This is a genomic window from Amycolatopsis pretoriensis (assembly GCF_900107925.1).
GTDB lineage: Bacteria > Actinomycetota > Actinomycetes > Mycobacteriales > Pseudonocardiaceae > Amycolatopsis > Amycolatopsis pretoriensis.
In genome coordinates this window covers 26,848-43,547 of the sequence record NZ_FNUJ01000004.1, presented here as the reverse complement: position 1 = coordinate 43,547, position 16,700 = coordinate 26,848, and the positions used below count along the sequence as shown (strand labels likewise).

The following is a 16,700-nucleotide window of genomic DNA, read 5'->3' as shown; positions in this document are numbered from 1 at the left end:
ACCCGACGGCCGTCCTCAGTTCGGCCGGCGGGTTGTGGATCGGCAACCGGACCCGCACCACGGCCGTTTCCGGCTCGCCGGGAGTCGTCGACACCACGGCGTCAGATCGACCCGGAGATGCGCTGGCCACCCTGCTGCTGGAAGACCGGTTCGGCGGCCGCGGGCTTCTTCTCGTTGTAGTGGTTCTCGCGGTAGTTCTTGTCCGCTTCGTCGTAGGCGCCCGCGGTCTTCTTGCCCGCTTCCTTGCCGGCTTCTTCACCGAGCGCCTTGGGCAGCTCCTTCAGCCCGTCCTTGAAGACGCCCGGCGCCGCGTGCGCCGCGTCCCGCAGTGCGGCGAGCAGCTTCTGGCCGACGGTTCGGAAGAGCCCGCTGAGGTGGTTGAACTGGCTGATGCCCTTCTGGAAGGCCCGCATGAGCTTCTGGAGCCACTCCGACATCCGCGTACCGCAACTGACGATCTCGGCCGTGCCTTCACCGGCCAGGCCGGCCGGCGCGGCGGGGCCGGGATACCGCATGAGGATGCTGATCAGCTTGCCGATGCACTCGGTGAGCAGGTCCCGCAGCACGCTGCGCACGACGTTCAGGATGCTCTTGCAGACGTCGATCAGGACGGAGACGGCCTTCGCGCCACCCGCGACGCTGGAGTACATGTCGCCGAGTTCGGCGGTGAACGCGCGGTAGGCGTCCGCACCTTGGCCCTGCCACTCCGCGCTGTCGGCCTTCACCGTCTCCAGGAGGTCTTTGGCGATGGCGTCGATCTCGTCGCTGATGCCGCTCCACGTCTCCTGCATGACGTCGAGCTGTTCCTGGTTCCCGGTCACCCAGTCGAGCGGGGCGCGCAGGAACTCGACGTGCTCGATCAGCCAGCCGAGTCCCATGCCGGCCAGGCCGGCGATCGGGTCACGGAGGAAGTCCATCACGCCCATGGCACCGAAGCCGAGGTTGAGCAGGCCTTCGGTCCAGTCACCGTCGGCCGCTTTCGTCGCCGCGTCCCAGAAGTCCTGCGCCATCCCGGCGCCTTCGAGCGCCGAAGACCCTTCGTCGACCTTCTTCTTGGCTGCCGTCACCAACGCGTTCTCAGTCAAGGTGGATGCCTTCCAAGCTCGCCTTGACGTCCTGCTCGCGCCAGTCGACGTGCTGGGACCAGGTGCGCACGCGGTCGATCTGCTCTTGGGCCACGTTCTTCGCGTGGCCGATGGAGTCGCTCCCCAGCGTCTGGGCGACCCCGCACAGCGCGCCGAGGCCGCAGGCCTGGCCGATGAGACCGAACGCCATCGGGTCGACGACCTGGGCCGCCGCGTCCAGCGTCTTCGCGAACCGGTCGACGAACGGTTCGAGCTTCTTCGCGTGGGACAGCAACTGCTCCGGCTTGATCCGGATGTCCGCCTGCGGGTTGTTCACGGTGTTCCCCTCCCTCGTCGTCCTGGTCAGCGCAGGTAGTCGCCGTCGCTGAAGTAGTCGTCGTCGGCGCCCGGTTCGGGTTTGGGACGCGGCGGCGCGGGTTTCGGCTTCGGCTGCGCCGGCGGCTCTTCCTCGGCGATGAAACGCGCCCCCTCGTTCGCGGGTGCCGCGTGGCCGCCGTCCACGAAACCCTGCGGCTCCGGCTCCGGGAATTCGCGGTGGAGCTGCTGGACCAGCTCGTTCATGGTGTCGGTGCCCGCGATCGACGGCATCCCGGCCTGCACGGCCCCGGCCAGCTTGCTCTGCGCGCGCTGGACGGTTCGCAGAATTTCGTCGGCGAGGTTCGCCTTGTCGCGCACCGCGTGCCCGATCTCCAGGCTGACGAGGTTGCCGAGGTGGTTGACCTTGACCGCGATCTGGCCGTCCTGGCTGCGCTCGGCCACGGAGACCGTCGCCATCTCGGCTTGCATGCGGTCGCCACGCTGCTTGGCCTCGGCGATCTTGGCGTCGAAGCTCGCCAGCAATTGCTCAGGGTTCGACACGCGAACCTCCCCGTTCACGTCAGTAGCCGTACGGCGACCGAGTGTGGCACACCGGTCCGACAGTTTCCGGAGGGTTCGGGATTTCCCCACCCGTCCGGGCAGCCGGGCAGGTGTTCGCGACGTTCCGGTCGCCTGACCTGGTCCGTTCTTCGCACAGCCGGTAACCGGTGCGGTATTGTCCGTGACGCAAGAGGGGAGATCGAACGCGAGGGGAGCGCGGTTCGGTGGGGTTGTTCGGTGACATGCTCGACGCTGCCAAGCACGTCGGGTCGGAGATCGCGCACGCCGTTCAGTCGGGTGGTGAGCGGCTCGGCAACGTCTTGACCGGCGCGGGTGTCGGCCTGCTCGCGGGCGGGATTCCCGGCGCGGTCGCGGGCGCTTATGTCGGCTCGCAGACCGGTACCGGGGCGGCGAACCCGCAGGCTGCCGGGTTGTCACCCGGTCAGCTGGTGCACGCCGTGATGACCGGTCCCGGGACCGAGTCGCTGCAGAAGGTGCACCAGGCGGGCGTCGACCAGTCGGAGTACCAGCGCCGGCTCGAGCAGGGCACGCGCGAGCTGACTTCGGGGCTCGAGTCCGCGTGGACGGGCGGCGCGTCGGACGCGGCGCGCGAGCGGCTCCAGCCGCTGACGGCGTCGGCGACCTCGGCGTCCACGACGCTGGACCGCAACTCGACGCTGGCCCAGACGCAGATCGACCAGTTCCACCAGATGAAGAACTCGCTGCACCCGGACGTCACCGACCAGCCGCCGACGCGCAGCGCCTGGGACGTCGCGACGCCGTGGGACACCGACACCGAAGACAAGATCAACCAGTACAACCAGAAGGCCCAGGAGAACGTCGAGCGGTACAACGCGTACTCGCAGCAGTCCAGCTCGAACACCGCGGCCCGGACGATCGACTACGGCCAGCTCCGCGAGTACACCGGCGGCGACTTCACGGTGCAGGACCCGAAGAAGCCCGTCGAACCACCACCTCGGAAGCGGACGACGACCGGTGGCGACGACGACCGGTCGATCGGGGCCCAGGTCCAGCCGCCGCCGGCGGTCCACCCGCCGGTCGTGCCGCCGCCACCTCCTCCTCCGGGCCAGGTCACGCCGCCTGGGCAGGTCACGCCGCCGGGTTCGCACACGTCCGGCGTGGACGACAGCGTTCGCGCGCAGAGCTACGTGCCGCCGTCGACGCAGTACCCGCCGGGCTACCAGCCGCCGGGGACGGGACCGGGTGGGTTCGGCCCCGGCTCAGGCCCCTCAGGCGGGTTCGGGCCGGGCTTCGGCCCTGGTAGCGGCGGATTCGGGCTGGGCTCGTCGTCCGGCACGAGCGGCGGCAGCGGCTCGGGCAGCGGCCCGGGATCGGGCGCGCGCGGCCCTGGTTCGGCGACCGGAGCCGGCCTCCCCGGCGAAGAACGTCCGGGCGCGGCCGGCGGAGTCCGCGGCGGCGCGGCGGGCAAGCCGGGCTCGCCGGGGATGGGCGGCATGGGCCAGGGCGCCAAGGGCGGCAAAGGCGAGGAGGACGCGGAGCACCAGCGCGCGTCGTACCTGGTGGAGGCGGATCCGGAGAGCATCTTCGGCGGCCCCGACGAGCGCACGGTGCCCCCGGTGATCGGGCTGTGATCTTCCTGCCCAAGGCCGCCCTGCTCACCGCGTGGGAGTGGGAGCGGCACGGCCCACCGCCGGCGGTCCTCGGCGCCGACAACCTGTGGCTCGGTGATGAGACCCGCAAGCGGCTCGACACGCAGGTCCTCGACGTCCTGGCCTCGCTGCGCCTCGCGGCGGGTGGCACGTTGACGCGGGAGTTCCGCGACGTCCTGCGCGTCCTGGCGAAGGGCGCGCACCAGTTCACGGCGTGGCTGGGCGACATCGAAGCGGACGAGTCGGGCGCGGTGCTCGTGTCCGCGTCCGGGCCGGACGCGCTCCGGCTCATCCGGAAGGACGACACGGTCCGGATCGACGTCGTGGAGCCGTCGCGGATCGCGGAGTCGCTGGTGGACGTGCTGCCGCCGGTGCCGCCGGCGCGGATTTCGCCGGTGTCGATTCCGGAGGCGCGGTTCTCCGGCCGGGCGGTGGAGGAGTCTTACGACCTCGACGACCCGACCCTCGACCGGGGGCGGGATCCGCTGCCGTGGGCGCGTCGGCTGATGGCGGCGCGGCGGACGGGGTTGCACCAGTGCTACGCCGTGAACCGGGGTTCTCGCAGCGCGCCGATCACGGCAGTGGACGTGGCTGGGGCCGGGCGGGTGCTGACGTACGTGTACCCGGGGCGCGAGCGGATGGTCAGCTTCCAGCCGGGGACCCGGGGTGCGCTGACGGATGCGCTGTACGCGACCCTGAACGGGTTAGGGGGAGGACGATGACGGGCTCGATCTTCAGCGGGGTCAGCTTCTGGGCGACGGACCTGACCGGTGCGGCACCGCAGGCCGGTGGGCAAGGGTTCGCGATGAGCAGCTCGGAGATGCGGGCGATGCTCAAGAAGGCGATGGACGTGCGAATTTCGATTCAGCAGCAGCGCGACGCCGCGCAGGTGCTGTCGCAGGCGACACCGCCCGCCCAGGAGCCGGCCAGCACGGCTGCTGTCGTCGGTCCGAACGGCGTCAACGAGTCCGGGCGTTACTACCAGGGCCATCTCGACTACCAGTACAACTATCTGTCCGAGCTGATCACGCGCCTGCAGAAGGCACTCGGGATGGTCGAGGCGGCCGACCAGCAGGCGGCGAGCGACACGAACAAGACGAGCGGGGCTCTCGAATGACGAAGCGATCCATCACGATCATGGCCGCGATCACGGCCGGAGGCTTGCTGGTATCCGCGTGCACCGGCACTCCCAAAGCCCCGGCCACCACCACGAGCGCAACTTCGAGCACCACTTCGGCCGCCGGCGACGTGCCGACCGTGCCGAGTCCCCTCCCGGCGACCGCACTCGACGGCAGTCCGTGCGACAGCGCTCTCACCAGCAGCCAGGTCACGCACTTCCTCGGGCAGTCGACTCCGACCAAGCCCAGCGACACCCAGCTCGGCCCGATGTGCCAGTGGAGCAGTGCTTCCGGGTCGGGAGCGGGCATCACGGTCGCCTACCAGACGAAGTCCGACCAGGGAATCGGGCTGGCCTACCAGAACGTGCAGCCCCAGGCCGCGCGCTGGCAACCGCTCGACGCGATCCAAGGATTTCCGGCCGTTGCCTACACGAACACCGAGGACAAGCGTGCTTGCGTCATCGTCGTCGGCGTGACGGACAAGCTGGCGTTTTCGACAGGGTTGACGCTCGGCGACAAGTCCGCGGCCGAAGGCAAGGACTGCTTCGACGCTGCGCCCGAAGTGGCTGACGCGGTGTTGACCAACCTCAAGGCGCGCGCCTGAGCTGCGCCTTTTCGTTACGGCTGACATCGCGTTAATGCAAGACTTGTCGTAGTAAGCACCTAGACTGTTCGGATGAGCCACCCCACGCGGAGGGGTCGCGCGCGTGCGGCTACCGAACAGGACATCCGGCGGACCGCCCGGAAACTGCTCGTCGAGCAGGGGCCGGAGGCGGTCACTCTGCGCGCCATCGCGCGGGAGCTGGGGATCACCGCGCCCGCTCTCTACCGGTACTACGAATCGCGGGACGATCTCGTCGAGAACCTGCGGCTGGACGTCTGCGCCGATCTGGCGGACGACCTCGCCGAAGAGATCGCCGAGCTGCCCGATGACGGCATGCTGCAGCTGTTCGCCATCTGCAAGGGTTTCCGGCGCTGGGCGCTCACCCACACGAAGGAATTCACGCTCGTCTTCGCGTCCCCGACCGGGGGTGTGGGCTCGGCGGCCGGGAGTGCGCTGAGCCGGGTCGACGAGCCGTTCGGGCGGATCTTCCTCGCCGCCGCCGGGCGGGTGCTCGCGCGGACCGACATCGTGCTGCCGTCCGCCAGCAGCGTGCCCGATGAGCTTCGGGACGACTTCACGACCTTCCAGGAGTCGCTGAGCGCCGTGCTCTCCGAGTCCGACCACGACGTTCCGGTGGAGAAGCTCGACCTCGGCGTGACGTACCTGATGATCCAGTTCTGGGCCCGGCTCTACGGGCACGTCACGCTCGAGGTCTTCGGCAACTACCCGATCCCCATGTCCAAGCCGGACGTCCTGTTCGAGGCGATGCTCATCGACCTCGCCCGGGAGATCGGGCTCTACTCCGGTTAGGCCGCGTGGCCGCCGTCCACCGACAGCACCGCCGCCGTCACGTACTCGGCGCCGGGTGACGCCAGGTACGCCACCGCCGCGGCCACTTCGGCCGGGTTCCCGTAGCGGTCGAACGCCGTGAGAGCGCGCTGGTCGGCCGCGTACGGCCCGTCGGCCGGGTTCATGTCCGTGTCCGTCGGGCCCGGGTGGACCAGGTTGACCGTGATGCCGCGCGACCCCAGTTCGCGCGCCAACGCCTTGGTCAGGCCCACCATCGCCGCCTTGCTCGTCGCGTACAGCGCCATGCCCGGGCCGGGCACGCGGTCCGTGACGCAGCTGCCGATCGTGATCACGCGGCCGCCGTCCGACAACACGCCAGCCGCGGCCTGCGTCGCCGCGAACACGCCGCGGACGTTCACCGCCAGCACGCGGTCGACGTCTTCCAGCGAGGTTTCGTCGAACGCGCCCACGAAGCCGACGCCCGCGTTGTTCACCAGCACGTCCAGCCGGCCGAACTCCGCCACCACAGCCGAAACGGCGGCCGAAACCGCCGCGGCGTCCGCCGAATCCGCTTGGATCGCCAGCGCGCGCCGGCCGAGGTTCTTGATCCGGTCGACCACCTCGGCCGCCCGCGCCCCGTTTTTCACGTACGTCAGCGCGACGTCGGCGCCGTCCTCGGCGAGCCGCAGTGCCGTGGCCGCGCCGATGCCGCGGCTACCGCCCGTCACCAGCGCCACCTTGCCGTCGAGGGTCATCCCCGGTTCTCCTTCGATCGAGCCGTTTTCGTTGACTGCTCAATCAAATCGAGAACCCGGGGAAACCACCGGCAGCTTTCGGACAGCGCGCTACAGGACGATGTTGACCAGCCGGCCCGGCACCACGATCACCTTGCGCGGCGAGCCGCCGCCGACCATGGCCGCGACCTTCTCGTCAGCCAGCGCCGCAGCCTGAACCTCATCGGAAGACGCGGAAGCCGAAACCGTGACCCTCGAGCGGACCTTGCCGTTGACCTGGATCGGGTACTCGACGGAGTCCTCGACCAGGTACTTCTCGTCCACCACCGGGAACGGCCCCTGCACCAGCGAGTCCGCGTGGCCCAGCCGGTGCCACAGCTCCTCCGCCAGGTGCGGGGCCAGCGGCGCCAGCATCAGCACCAGCGGCTCGGCCAGCTCGCGCGGCGTCGACGCGGCCGCGCCGTACACCTTCGTGACGTGGTTGTTCAGCTCGATCAGCTTCGCGCCGGCCGTGTTGAACCGCATCTCCGCGTAGTCCTCGCGGACGCCGGAAATGGTGCGGTGCAGCGCCTTGCGGTCCGCCTCCGAAGCGTCCTCAGTGGACACTCGCAGCTCGCCGGACGTCTCGTCGACGACCAGGCGCCACAGCCGCTGCAGGAACCGGTGCGCGCCCACGACGTCCTTCGTCGCCCACGGGCGCGACATGGCCAGCGGGCCCATCGCCATCTCGTAGAACCGGAACGTGTCGGCGCCGTAGTTCTCGGCCATCTCGTCCGGCGTGACGACGTTCTTCAGGCTCTTGCCCATCTTGCCGTACTCCTGGGTGACCTCTTCGTCGTTGAAGAAGTACTTCCCGTCGCGCTCCACGACCTGCTCGGCCGGGACGTAGACGCCGCGCGCGTCCGTGTACGCGTACGCCTCGATGTAGCCCTGGTTGAACAGCTTCCGGTACGGCTCCTTGGACGTCACGTGCCCCAGGTCGAACAGCACCTTGTGCCAGAACCGCGAGTACAGCAGGTGCAGCACCGCGTGCTCGACGCCGCCGACGTACAGGTCGACGCCGCCCGTGTCGTCCGCGCCGTACTCGCCCGGGCGCGGGCCCATCCAGTACTGCTCGTTTTCCGGCGCGCAGAACGTTTCGCTGTTCGTCGGGTCCAGGTAGCGCAGCTGGTACCAGCAGGAACCCGCCCAGTTCGGCATCGTGTTGATGTCCCGGCGGTACTTCTTGACGCCGTCGCCCAGGTCCAGCTCGACCTCGACCCAGTCCGTCGCGCGCGCCAGCGGCGACGACGGCATCGAGTCGCGGTCCTCCGGGTCGAACGTCACCGGTGAGTAGTCGGCGACCTCGGGCAGCTCGATCGGCAGCATCGACTCGGGCACGGCGTGGACTTCACCGGCCTCGTCGTAGACCACCGGGAACGGCTCGCCCCAGTAGCGCTGCCGCGAGAACAGCCAGTCGCGCAGCTTGTACTGCACGGTTCCGGTGCCGGCGCCCTTTTCGGCCAGCCAGTCGATGATCGTCTTCTTGGCTTCGGCGACGTCCATGCCGTCCAGGAAGCCCGAATTGATCGCGGGGCCGTCACCGGTGAACGCCTTGCCGTCGAAGCCCTCCGAGGGCTGCACGGTCCGGACGATGTCCAGCCCGAACTTCTCGGCGAACTCCCAGTCGCGGACGTCCTGGCCGGGCACGGCCATGATCGCGCCGGTGCCGTAACCCATCAGCACGTAGTCGGCGACGAAGATCGGGATCTGCTTGTCGTTCACCGGGTTCGTCGCGTACGCGCCGGTGAAGACGCCGGTCTTCTCCTTGTTCTCCTGCCGGTCCAGCTCGGACTTCCGCGACGCCGCGACGCGGTACTCCTTGATCGCCTCGGCGGGCGTCGCCGCGCCACCGGTCCAGCGAGAATCGACATCGGCGGGCCACGCGGAGGTCGTCAGCTTGTCGACCAGCGGGTGTTCCGGCGCCAGCACCATGTAGGTGGCGCCGAACAGCGTGTCCGGCCGGGTCGTGAAGACCTCGATGCCGTCGTCACCGGACTTGAACGTGACCCGTGCGCCGTGCGAGCGTCCGATCCAGTTCCGCTGCATGGACTTGACCTTCTCCGGCCAGTCCAGCAGGTCCAGGTCGTCGACCAGCCGGTCGGCGTACGCGGTGATCCGCATCATCCACTGCCGCAGGTTGCGGCGGAAGACGGGGAAGTTGCCGCGCTCGCTGCGGCCGTCGGCGGTGACCTCTTCGTTCGACAGCACCGTGCCCAAGCCCGGGCACCAGTTGACCGGCGCTTCGGAGATGTACACCAGCCGGTGGTCGTCGATGACCGTCTTGCGCTCGGCCGCGCTCAGCGACGCCCAGTCCTTGCCGCCCGGCACCGCACGCGAGCCGTCGGCGAACGCGGCTTCCAGCTCGGCGATCGGCCGCGCCTTGCCCGCATCGGTGTCGTACCAGGAGTTGAAGATCCGCAGGAAGATCCACTGGGTCCAGCGGTAGTACTCGGGGTCGATCGTGGAGATGCGACGGCGTTCGTCGTGGCCCAGGCCCAGGCGCCGGATCTGACGCAGGTAGGTCCGGATGTTCTCCTCGGTCGTCTTGCGCGGGTGCTGCCCGGTCTGGACCGCGTACTGCTCGGCCGGCAGGCCGAACGCGTCGAAGCCCATCGTGTGCAGCACGTTGCGCCCGATCATCCGGTGGTACCGGGCGAAGACGTCGGTGCTGATGAAGCCCAGCGGGTGCCCGACGTGCAGGCCGGAGCCCGACGGGTACGGGAACATGTCCTGGACGAACAGCTTGTCGCTGGGCACCGGCTGCCCCTCGACGGCGAGCGGCCCGACGGGGTTCGGCGCGTGGAAGGTGCCCTGGTCGGCCCAGTGGTCCTGCCAGCGCTGCTCGATCTGACCCGCCAGCGCGGCCGTGTAGCGGTGCGCCGGGACGTCGGTCCCTGTCGCCTCAGTCATCGCCGTCATCCTTCGCGTATCGACCTACTCCAGAAACAACTCGACCCCTCAGCCACCAGGGCATGAGGGGTCGCCGCGCCGGCCGAGCCGGGCCCGGTCAGCGCGGCAGGCTAAGGAGCAGCCGAGCCGTGTTCATGTACACATCGTAACTTGCTGGTCAAAGCCGTTCGGAGGGGACCGCCAGTGCGACGAACTGGGTGACCTGGGTGGCGGAGAAGTTGTTGTCGCTGACCAAGATCAAGCTGCGCTCGCCGTTCGGCAGCTTCGGGCCCCAGGTCATGCCCTCCAGGTTGTCCACAGTAGACAACCCGAGGTCGGCCGCGTCGAAGAGGAACCGCTTCTTCACCGGCTTGACGTTCTTGGCCTCGGCCAGGGACTTGACGTTCAGGACGTTCGTCGCGCCCTTCGTGTCGATCTCGTAGACGCGTACCTTGTTGCCGACGCCGGTGACGAACGAGCGCTCCATCATCAGGAACTTCGTCGGGTCGGCCTGGTCGACGGCCAGCATCGAGGAGACGCCGGTGGTCGCGAACGCGCCATCGGGTACCGGTGACGCGAAAATCGGCTCCTGCGGGTAGGCGTACTGCGCCAGCACCGGGCCGTAGCGGCCCTGCAGCGTGATCCGGGAGACGCCGCCGGTCGTGCGGGTCGACTCCGGGCCGTCCTGCAGCAGCGGGCCTTCGACGTCGCTGGCGATCAGCGCGCCGAAGCCCGCGAACGTGATGCCCTCGAGGACGAGGTTCTGCCGCGGCCCGGTGGTCGGCGTCATCTTCTCGTTCGCGGGGATCGGCAGGTCGCGGACGTATTTTCCGTCGCGGCGCGCCTCGCGGATCGACGGGTCGATCAACGTCGTCGCCGTCCGCTCGCCCTCCTGCGACCAGTAGTAGTCGCCGGTCCACGGGTCGACGCGCAGCTCTTCGGGATCGATCGTCTGCTCGTTCTGCGGCTTCGCCGGGTCGTTCTGGGTGAGCGGCGGGTACGGCGTGCCGTCGGGACGCAGCAGCGGCTTCGTGCCGGTGAGGGTGACCGGGCCGACGCCGTGCGCGGACACCGGGAAGGTCGCCGTGTAGAAGCGGGCGGGGTTGATCGCGGACCGGTCGTCGCAGATCAGCGCGTAACCGCCGGTCCGCGGGTCGTAGTCGATGCTGGACAGGCCGCCGACCGTCGTGCCCTGGAACTGCAGGGAGTTCGGGACGATCTGCTCGCCGAGCAGCCGGACGGGGCGCTGGTGACTCTCGGTGGCACTCGCCGGCGTCGCGGCGAGGATTCCCCCGATCAGGGCAGCGGTCAGGACGGTGGGCAGTACACGCGGTGACATGGCCTGTAGCACAGTCGACCAGGGTATCCGGCAGGTTGCCGGGACGTCACGCTTATCCTTGACCCGTGTTCGCTATCGCGCTGGTTCCGGTCGTGCTGGGTCTGCTCGTCGGTTTTGGTGGGTTCCTCGGGTTCCGCGAGCGCTTGACGCGCGAGGGCGGCACCGGGGTGCGCACGCAAGCCGCGCTGCGCAGCGAAGAGGCGTTCAAGCTGGCCAACCGCGTCGCGGGGCTGCCGACGATGGCCGGGGGCGCGATCTCCGTGCTCACCGGGCTCGCGGGGCTCGCCATGCCGACGACCGCCGGTCTCGTCTCGGCCGCGCTCGCGGGCGTGCTCGCGATGCTGGTGCTGGTCATGGGCGGGGGCGTGCTCGGCAACCGGGCGGCGCTGACCGTGCCCGCGCCGGCTCCGGCGGCGCCTGCCGGGTGCAGCGGCTGCGCGTGCGGCGCCGGTGGCTGCGGCGTCTTCAAGAAGGAAGACGCCTAGTTCCGCTGGAGGTCGCCCGGGTGGGTGGCCAGCAGCGCGAGCGGGATGCCCTGGCGGCGCAGCACCTGGCTCCACAGGTCGCCGCTCGGTGAGGCCAGGATGTCGCTCGGCAGCGCGGGCACGATGACCCAGTCGTCGCGCTCGATCTCGCCGGCCAGCTGACCGGAGTCCCAGCCCGCGTACCCGGCGAAGACGCGCACGCCGCGGACCTTCGGCACCAGCACCTCGGGGTCGGTGTCCAGGTCGACCAGCGCGACCGGCCCGCGTACCGCGATCACGCCAGGCACGCTCGCCGCCGTCTCGCCGGTGCGCAGCGCGGCCAGGCAGAGCGCGGTCTTCTTCTCGACCGGCCCGCCGACGAACACGGCCTGCGGCTCGGCGACGTGCCCGCCCCAGTTCGGCAGCACGTCGTGCACGGCGACGTCGCTCGGCCGGTTCAGGACGACACCGAGGGTGCCCTCGTCGCGGTGATCGATGACGAACACGACGGTCCGCTTGAAGTTGGGGTCGACCATCGTGGGGGCGGCGACCAGGAGCGTTCCCGGTTCAACCTCGGCGTCCGCTGGCACGCGACCCATGATCCCACCCTTGGCCCGGCGAATTACTTCGGCTCGGGAACAATCGCCCCAGCAGCCTCGTTTGAAACATGTGGCCGGCGCACTCCGTGTCCCCCGGGCTCACTGAAGAACCGCCTTTGTGGAATACCAGTCCGGCTGGAGCCACACTGCGCATAGCCGCCGAGAGGCGACCTTAGTGCGTCGGCCACCCTTTACCCTGGCTTCGTGACGATCAGCGAGCGGACGGCGACAACGCGACGAGGGCCGCGCGAGCTGCTCAAGGACCCCGACTTCCGCCGGCTGCTCTTCACGCGCTTCGCCGCCAGCTGGGGCGACGGCGTCTTCCGCGCCGGCCTCGCCGGAGCCGTGCTGTTCAACCCCGAGCGCGCCGCCGATCCGCTGGCCATCGCGGGCGGGTTCGCCGCGCTGCTCCTGCCGTACTCCGTCGTCGGCCCCTTCGCGGGTGCGTTGCTGGACCGCTGGGACCGCCGGCGCGTGCTGATCTTCGCGAACCTCCTGCGCGGGCTGGCGATCGTCGCCGCGGCCGCCGCCGTCGGATTCGGATTCGGTGGTCTCGGCCTGTTTTCGCTGGCCCTGGCCGCGGAGGGGATCTCGCGCTTCATCGGCTCCGGGCTATCGGCGTCGCTGCCGCACGTCGTCGAAGAAGAGAGCGTCGTGACGGCGAACGCGTTCGCCACGACGCTCGGCTCGTTCATGGCGGTCATCGGCGGCGGCTGCGCGATCGGCCTGAGAGCGGTGTTCGGCAGCAACGACGTCGGATCGGCCGAGGCCACGGCGTTCGCGGTGCTCGGCACCCTCGTCTCGGCGTTCATCGCCCGCGGTTTCGCGCGCGGGGTGCTCGGGCCGACGGTCGTCGACGAGCCGACGAACCCCGTGCTGGCCGTCGCCCGCGGGCTGGCCGACGGTGCCCGGCACGCGTGGCGGGCCCCCAGCGTCACGGCCGGGTTCATCGCGCTGTTCGCGCACCGGGCGTCGTTCGGGGTGTCGCTGCTGGTCACGGTCCTGTTGATGCGGAACTACTTCACCGACCACGGGCTCTTCCGCGCCGGCCTGCCCGGGCTCGGGCAGATGGCCGCGCTCGCCGGGGCCGGCATCCTGATCGCCGGCTTGCTGACCGCGCGGCTCCTCCGGAGGTTCGGACGGCTGCGCGCGGTACTCGGTTCGCTGCTGCTCGCCGCGATCGCGCAGTCCGCGCTGGGCCTGCCGATGGTGCTGCCGCTGGCGCTGCTCGCGTCGTTCGTCATCACCGGCGCGGGCCAGGTGCTGAAGCTGTGCGTCGATTCGTCGATCCAGCTCGACGTCGCCGACGAAGCCCGCGGCCGGGTCTTCGCGCTGTACGACACGCTGTTCAACATCACCCAGGTGGCGGCGGTATCGCTGGGCGCGCTCGTCGTCCCGGACGACGGCCGTTCGTCGGGCCTGTTGATCGCGGCGACCGTCTGCTACCTGGTCGGCGGCGCCGGGTACGTGCTGGCGCGACGCCGCGCGATTCGCTGAGGCAAACACCCGAACCGGTCACGATGACTGCTCCATTGGCATTAGGGTGACGGCAAGTCATTAGTAGGTTCGAGGGACACCGGGGGCACCTGTGACCACCGCGGGCGACGACCGTGCACGGCTCGAAGCACGCAATGCCGCGATGAAGGACCAGGTGGACACGCTCCTGGAGAACTTCGAGCGGCAGACGGCACAGCTGCGGGACGCCCAGTCCGCGGCGGCCCAGACCACCGCGCAGGTGAGTTCCCCCGACGGCCTGGTCCGCGCCACGATCGACGCCGGCGGCAACCTCGCGAAGCTCGAGATCGCGCCGACCGCGTTCGAACGCACGACACCCGCGCAGCTCGCGAACACCGTCCAGACCGTAGTGCGTCAGGGAACCCTGCAGGTCAAGCAGAAGATCGCCGACTTGATGGCGCCGATCACCGAAGGCCTGCCCGACCTCGCGGACCTCGTCGAAGGCGCGCCGTCGCTGGCCGGGCTGGTGCCGCAGATCCCCGAGTTCGTCGAGACGCCGGCGCCCGCGCCCGCACCTGCGCCGTTCGAAGAAGGTGGCTCGATCCTGCGCAACGAGGCCGTGCCGCCGCCCGTGCCCGCACCCAAGCCGGCTCCCAAGCGCGTCCGCCCGCCGCGTGACGAGGACGAGGAGCCGCCGTCGTCCTGGATGACGAGGGGCGACTGATGCCCGAAGGGGGCTCCGGGTTCACCGCGGAACCCGACGCCGTCCTGCGCGCTTCGAACGGTTTCACCACGGCGGCGGACGCGCTGGACAGCGCGCTGAAGACGTTGCAAGGCGCCCTCGACGCACAAGGCGAGTGCTGGGGCGGCGACGATTCGGGCAAGGAGTTCGCGAAGGACTACGTGCCCGGTTCGCAGGGGGCGGTTGAGGGCTTCACCAACCTCGTGCAGGGGTTGCGGGGCGTGCAGCAGAACGTCGCGAAGTCGATGAAGGCGCTGTCAGGCACTGAAGACGACGTGACTTCGCAGCTCAGCAAGGGGCAATGACCCGTGGGTATGGAGATGCCCGACGCGGTCAAGTGGCTGCTGCCGATCGTGGTCGGCGAGAGCTGGCCGGAGGGCGACGAGACCAAGCTGCGGGCGTTGCGCGACGCGTGGCACACGGCGTCGTCGGCGATCGGACCGGTTTCCGAGACGGGTAATCAGGCGGCGTCAGGAGTTCGCGACAACTGGACGGGCGACGGCGCGGACGCGTTCGTGGAGCAGTGGAAGAAGTTCGTCGAGGGCGACGAGGCGTACTTCAAGCAGCTGGCGGACGCGGCCAAGGCCCTGGGCGATTCGTGTGACCAGACGGCGTTGGACGTCGAGTACACGAAGTACATGATCATCATTTCGCTGATCGTCCTGGCGGCCCAGATAGCGGCGATGATCGCGGCGGCAGCGGTGACGTTCGGCGGCTCGACGGCGGGCATCGCGCCGGCCCAGGTCGCGACGCGGATGACCGTGCAGATGCTGTTCCGGCAGCTGCTCGAGAAGCTGGCGCAGCAGGGGTTCAAGCAGATCGCGAAGGAGCTGCTGGAGAAGCTGCTCAAGCAGGGCCTGAAGAAGATCGGCATGGAGGTCCTCAAGAACGAGGCCATCAACCTGGGGATGGACGCGGGCATCCAGGGTCTGCAGATGGCCAAGGGGGATCGGCAGAGCTGGGACTGGTCGAAGACCTCGGACGCGGCGATTTCCGGTGCTGTCGGCGGCGTGGTTGGTGCCGCTTCGGGGTCGATCGGGCGGGGGGCCACCGAGGGGCTTTCGCATTCTGCCGGCGGGCAGGTCGCGGATGCGGCTCTGCGGGCGGGGGCTCGGGGGGCGGTTGAGGGGGTTGCTCAGACCGTTGGGCAGGCGGCGGTTACTGGGGATTTGGGGTCTTTGACGCCGGAGCAATTGCTGACCGGGGCTTCCAGTGGGGCTGCGGGCGGGGCTGTCGGGGGCGCCAAGGAGCAGATGCACTCGGTTCACGAGGCGAACATTCCTCGGGATGCCGGTGGGGGTTCGGAGTCTGAGTCGCGAGGTGAGGGTTCTTCTGAGCCCGAGGCGCGTGAGGAGGGCTCCTCTGCGCCGGAGTCGCGGGGCGAGAGTTCCTCCGAGCCAGGATCGCGTGGGGAAAGCTCGTCCGAGCCGGAGTCGCGGCGGGAGTCGGCTTCGGCGCCTGAGTCACGTGGGGAAGGTTCCTCTGCGCCGGAGTCGCGGCGGGAGCCGTCTTCGGCGCCTGAGTCGCGGAGCGAGCGTTCATCCGAGCCCGAGGCGCGAAGCTCCTCTGAACCCGAGTCGCGGCGAGAGATCTCCGCGGGCGAGTCGCGGAGTGAGGAACCTCGGCGAGAGGCTTCTCCGGAACCGGAGTCGCGGGGTGAGGGCTCGTCTGAGCCGGAGCCGCGGGGCGAGAGTTCCTCTGCGCCGGAGTCGCGGCAGGAGGCGTCTTCGGCGCCTGAGTCGCGGAGCGAGCGTTCATCTGAGCCCGAGGCGCCGCGAGAGACCTCCGCGGCCGAGTCGCGGAGTGAGGAACCTCGGCGAGAGGCTTCTCCGGAACCGGAGTCGCGGGGTGCGGAACCGCGGCGGGAGTCGCCGGCTGCGCCTGAGTCTCGGGGTGAAGAGCCGCCGCAAGCGCGCAGCGAGGCTTCGGCGTCGCGGGTGGAGAGCGCGCCGAGCCGGGGGCCGGAGCATCAGACGGTCGAGCCGCGGTCCACCGAGTCCAACGGGCCACGCTCGAGTTCGGAACAGGTCCAGCAGCAGCCCGAGGCGCGGGCGGCAGCCGAGGGTCCGGCACCGAGCCGGCCGATGGGCGGACCGTCGAACGGCGGCTACGGCATGGCCCCGCCGGGCTTTGGCCCGGAACGCCAGACGGGCGGACGCCCCACGGACAACGTCGGAGCGGCGGGCTTCACCGGGGGCACGAGCCAGCCGTTCGCGGCGGACGGGGGACCGGCACCGTTCCAGAACGGACCGTCGGGGCCGCAGGCTCCGCCTGCGGGCGGGTTCGCACCGCCACCACCAGCAGGAATGCCCGCCGCAGGACCTCGCACGGGCGGGCAGCAACCGCTCGAC

General features: G+C 69.9%; 16 protein-coding genes and 1 pseudogene. 10 read left to right on the top strand and 7 right to left on the bottom strand.

The window, feature by feature from the left end; all coding sequences use genetic code 11:
• Positions 1-101: 101 nt before the first annotated feature.
• Genes BLV96_RS17660 through BLV96_RS17650 form a run of 3 tightly spaced genes read right to left on the bottom strand, consistent with a single transcriptional unit; the run spans position 102 to position 1,943 of the window.
• Positions 102-1,085, bottom strand: coding sequence for a hypothetical protein (locus tag BLV96_RS17660; RefSeq protein ID WP_143050993.1), 984 nt, complete (start codon positions 1,083-1,085; stop codon positions 102-104).
• Complete coding sequence (locus BLV96_RS17655) at positions 1,078-1,401, bottom strand: hypothetical protein (RefSeq protein ID WP_091389312.1); 324 nt, start codon at positions 1,399-1,401, stop codon at positions 1,078-1,080. The genes BLV96_RS17660 and BLV96_RS17655 overlap by 8 nt, the downstream gene beginning before the upstream one ends.
• Positions 1,402-1,427: 26 nt before the next feature.
• Positions 1,428-1,943 carry a YbaB/EbfC family nucleoid-associated protein gene (locus BLV96_RS17650; RefSeq protein WP_091389311.1) on the bottom strand — a complete coding sequence of 172 codons (516 nt, stop codon included), beginning with the start codon at positions 1,941-1,943 and terminating at the stop codon, positions 1,428-1,430.
• Between the two features lie 224 nt (positions 1,944-2,167).
• On the opposite strand from BLV96_RS17650, the gene BLV96_RS17645 reads away from it, so the two are divergent.
• The 5 genes from BLV96_RS17645 (at position 2,168) to BLV96_RS17625 (ending at position 6,106) form a co-directional block, all read left to right on the top strand.
• Entirely contained in the window at positions 2,168-3,556 is a 1,389-nt protein-coding gene (locus BLV96_RS17645) for a hypothetical protein (RefSeq protein ID WP_091389308.1), read from the top strand.
• Entirely contained in the window at positions 3,553-4,296 is a 744-nt protein-coding gene (locus tag BLV96_RS17640) for an ESX secretion-associated protein EspG (RefSeq protein WP_091389305.1), read from the top strand. Before BLV96_RS17645 ends, BLV96_RS17640 begins: the two co-directional genes overlap by 4 nt.
• A complete protein-coding gene (locus BLV96_RS17635) occupies positions 4,293-4,691 on the top strand; it encodes a hypothetical protein (RefSeq protein WP_086685169.1) in 399 nt (132 codons plus the stop codon). Before BLV96_RS17640 ends, BLV96_RS17635 begins: the two co-directional genes overlap by 4 nt.
• Entirely contained in the window at positions 4,688-5,296 is a 609-nt protein-coding gene (locus BLV96_RS17630; protein ID WP_244180285.1) for a DUF3558 domain-containing protein, read from the top strand. The genes BLV96_RS17635 and BLV96_RS17630 overlap by 4 nt, the downstream gene beginning before the upstream one ends.
• Before the next feature lie 72 nt (positions 5,297-5,368).
• Positions 5,369-6,106 carry a TetR/AcrR family transcriptional regulator gene (locus BLV96_RS17625; protein ID WP_091389302.1) on the top strand — a complete coding sequence of 246 codons (738 nt, stop codon included), beginning with the start codon at positions 5,369-5,371 and terminating at the stop codon, positions 6,104-6,106.
• Here BLV96_RS17625 and BLV96_RS17620 read toward each other — a convergent pair.
• The 3 genes from BLV96_RS17620 to BLV96_RS17610 form a co-directional block, all read right to left on the bottom strand.
• The gene (locus tag BLV96_RS17620; protein WP_091389299.1) at positions 6,103-6,840 is read right to left on the bottom strand and encodes an SDR family oxidoreductase; all 738 of its coding nucleotides are present in this window, start codon (positions 6,838-6,840) and stop codon (positions 6,103-6,105) included. The genes BLV96_RS17625 and BLV96_RS17620 overlap by 4 nt on opposite strands.
• A 90-nt stretch (positions 6,841-6,930) precedes the next feature.
• A complete protein-coding gene (leuS, locus tag BLV96_RS17615; RefSeq protein ID WP_091389296.1) occupies positions 6,931-9,771 on the bottom strand; it encodes a leucine--tRNA ligase in 2,841 nt (946 codons plus the stop codon).
• 157 nt (positions 9,772-9,928) lie between these two features.
• Entirely contained in the window at positions 9,929-11,089 is a 1,161-nt protein-coding gene (locus tag BLV96_RS17610; protein WP_091389293.1) for an esterase-like activity of phytase family protein, read from the bottom strand.
• 65 nt (positions 11,090-11,154) lie between these two features.
• Here BLV96_RS17610 and BLV96_RS17605 point away from each other — a divergent pair, with 65 nt between their 5' ends.
• Positions 11,155-11,574, top strand: coding sequence for an SdpI family protein (locus tag BLV96_RS17605; RefSeq protein WP_086685294.1), 420 nt, complete (start codon positions 11,155-11,157; stop codon positions 11,572-11,574).
• On the opposite strand, the gene BLV96_RS17600 is transcribed toward BLV96_RS17605, so the two are convergent.
• Entirely contained in the window at positions 11,571-12,152 is a 582-nt protein-coding gene (locus BLV96_RS17600; protein ID WP_167379639.1) for a YqgE/AlgH family protein, read from the bottom strand. The two genes, BLV96_RS17605 and BLV96_RS17600, sit on opposite strands and share 4 nt — an antisense overlap.
• Positions 12,153-12,356: 204 nt before the next feature.
• Between BLV96_RS17600 and BLV96_RS17595 the strand changes: the two genes are divergently transcribed.
• The 4 genes and pseudogenes from BLV96_RS17595 to BLV96_RS51645 form a co-directional block, all read left to right on the top strand.
• Positions 12,357-13,649: an MFS transporter gene (locus tag BLV96_RS17595; RefSeq protein ID WP_167379638.1), complete on the top strand. Its 1,293-nt coding sequence runs from the start codon at positions 12,357-12,359 to the stop codon at positions 13,647-13,649.
• A gap of 142 nt (positions 13,650-13,791) precedes the next feature.
• Positions 13,792-14,331: a YbaB/EbfC family nucleoid-associated protein gene (locus BLV96_RS17590; RefSeq protein WP_091389410.1), complete on the top strand. Its 540-nt coding sequence runs from the start codon at positions 13,792-13,794 to the stop codon at positions 14,329-14,331.
• The gene (locus BLV96_RS17585; protein WP_091389290.1) at positions 14,331-14,654 is read left to right on the top strand and encodes a WXG100 family type VII secretion target; all 324 of its coding nucleotides are present in this window, start codon (positions 14,331-14,333) and stop codon (positions 14,652-14,654) included. The genes BLV96_RS17590 and BLV96_RS17585 overlap by 1 nt, the downstream gene beginning before the upstream one ends.
• A 9-nt stretch (positions 14,655-14,663) precedes the next feature.
• A pseudogene (locus BLV96_RS51645) lies at positions 14,664-15,047 on the top strand (WXG100 family type VII secretion target); the annotation flags it as partial.
• Between the last annotated feature and the right edge of the window lie 1,653 nt (positions 15,048-16,700).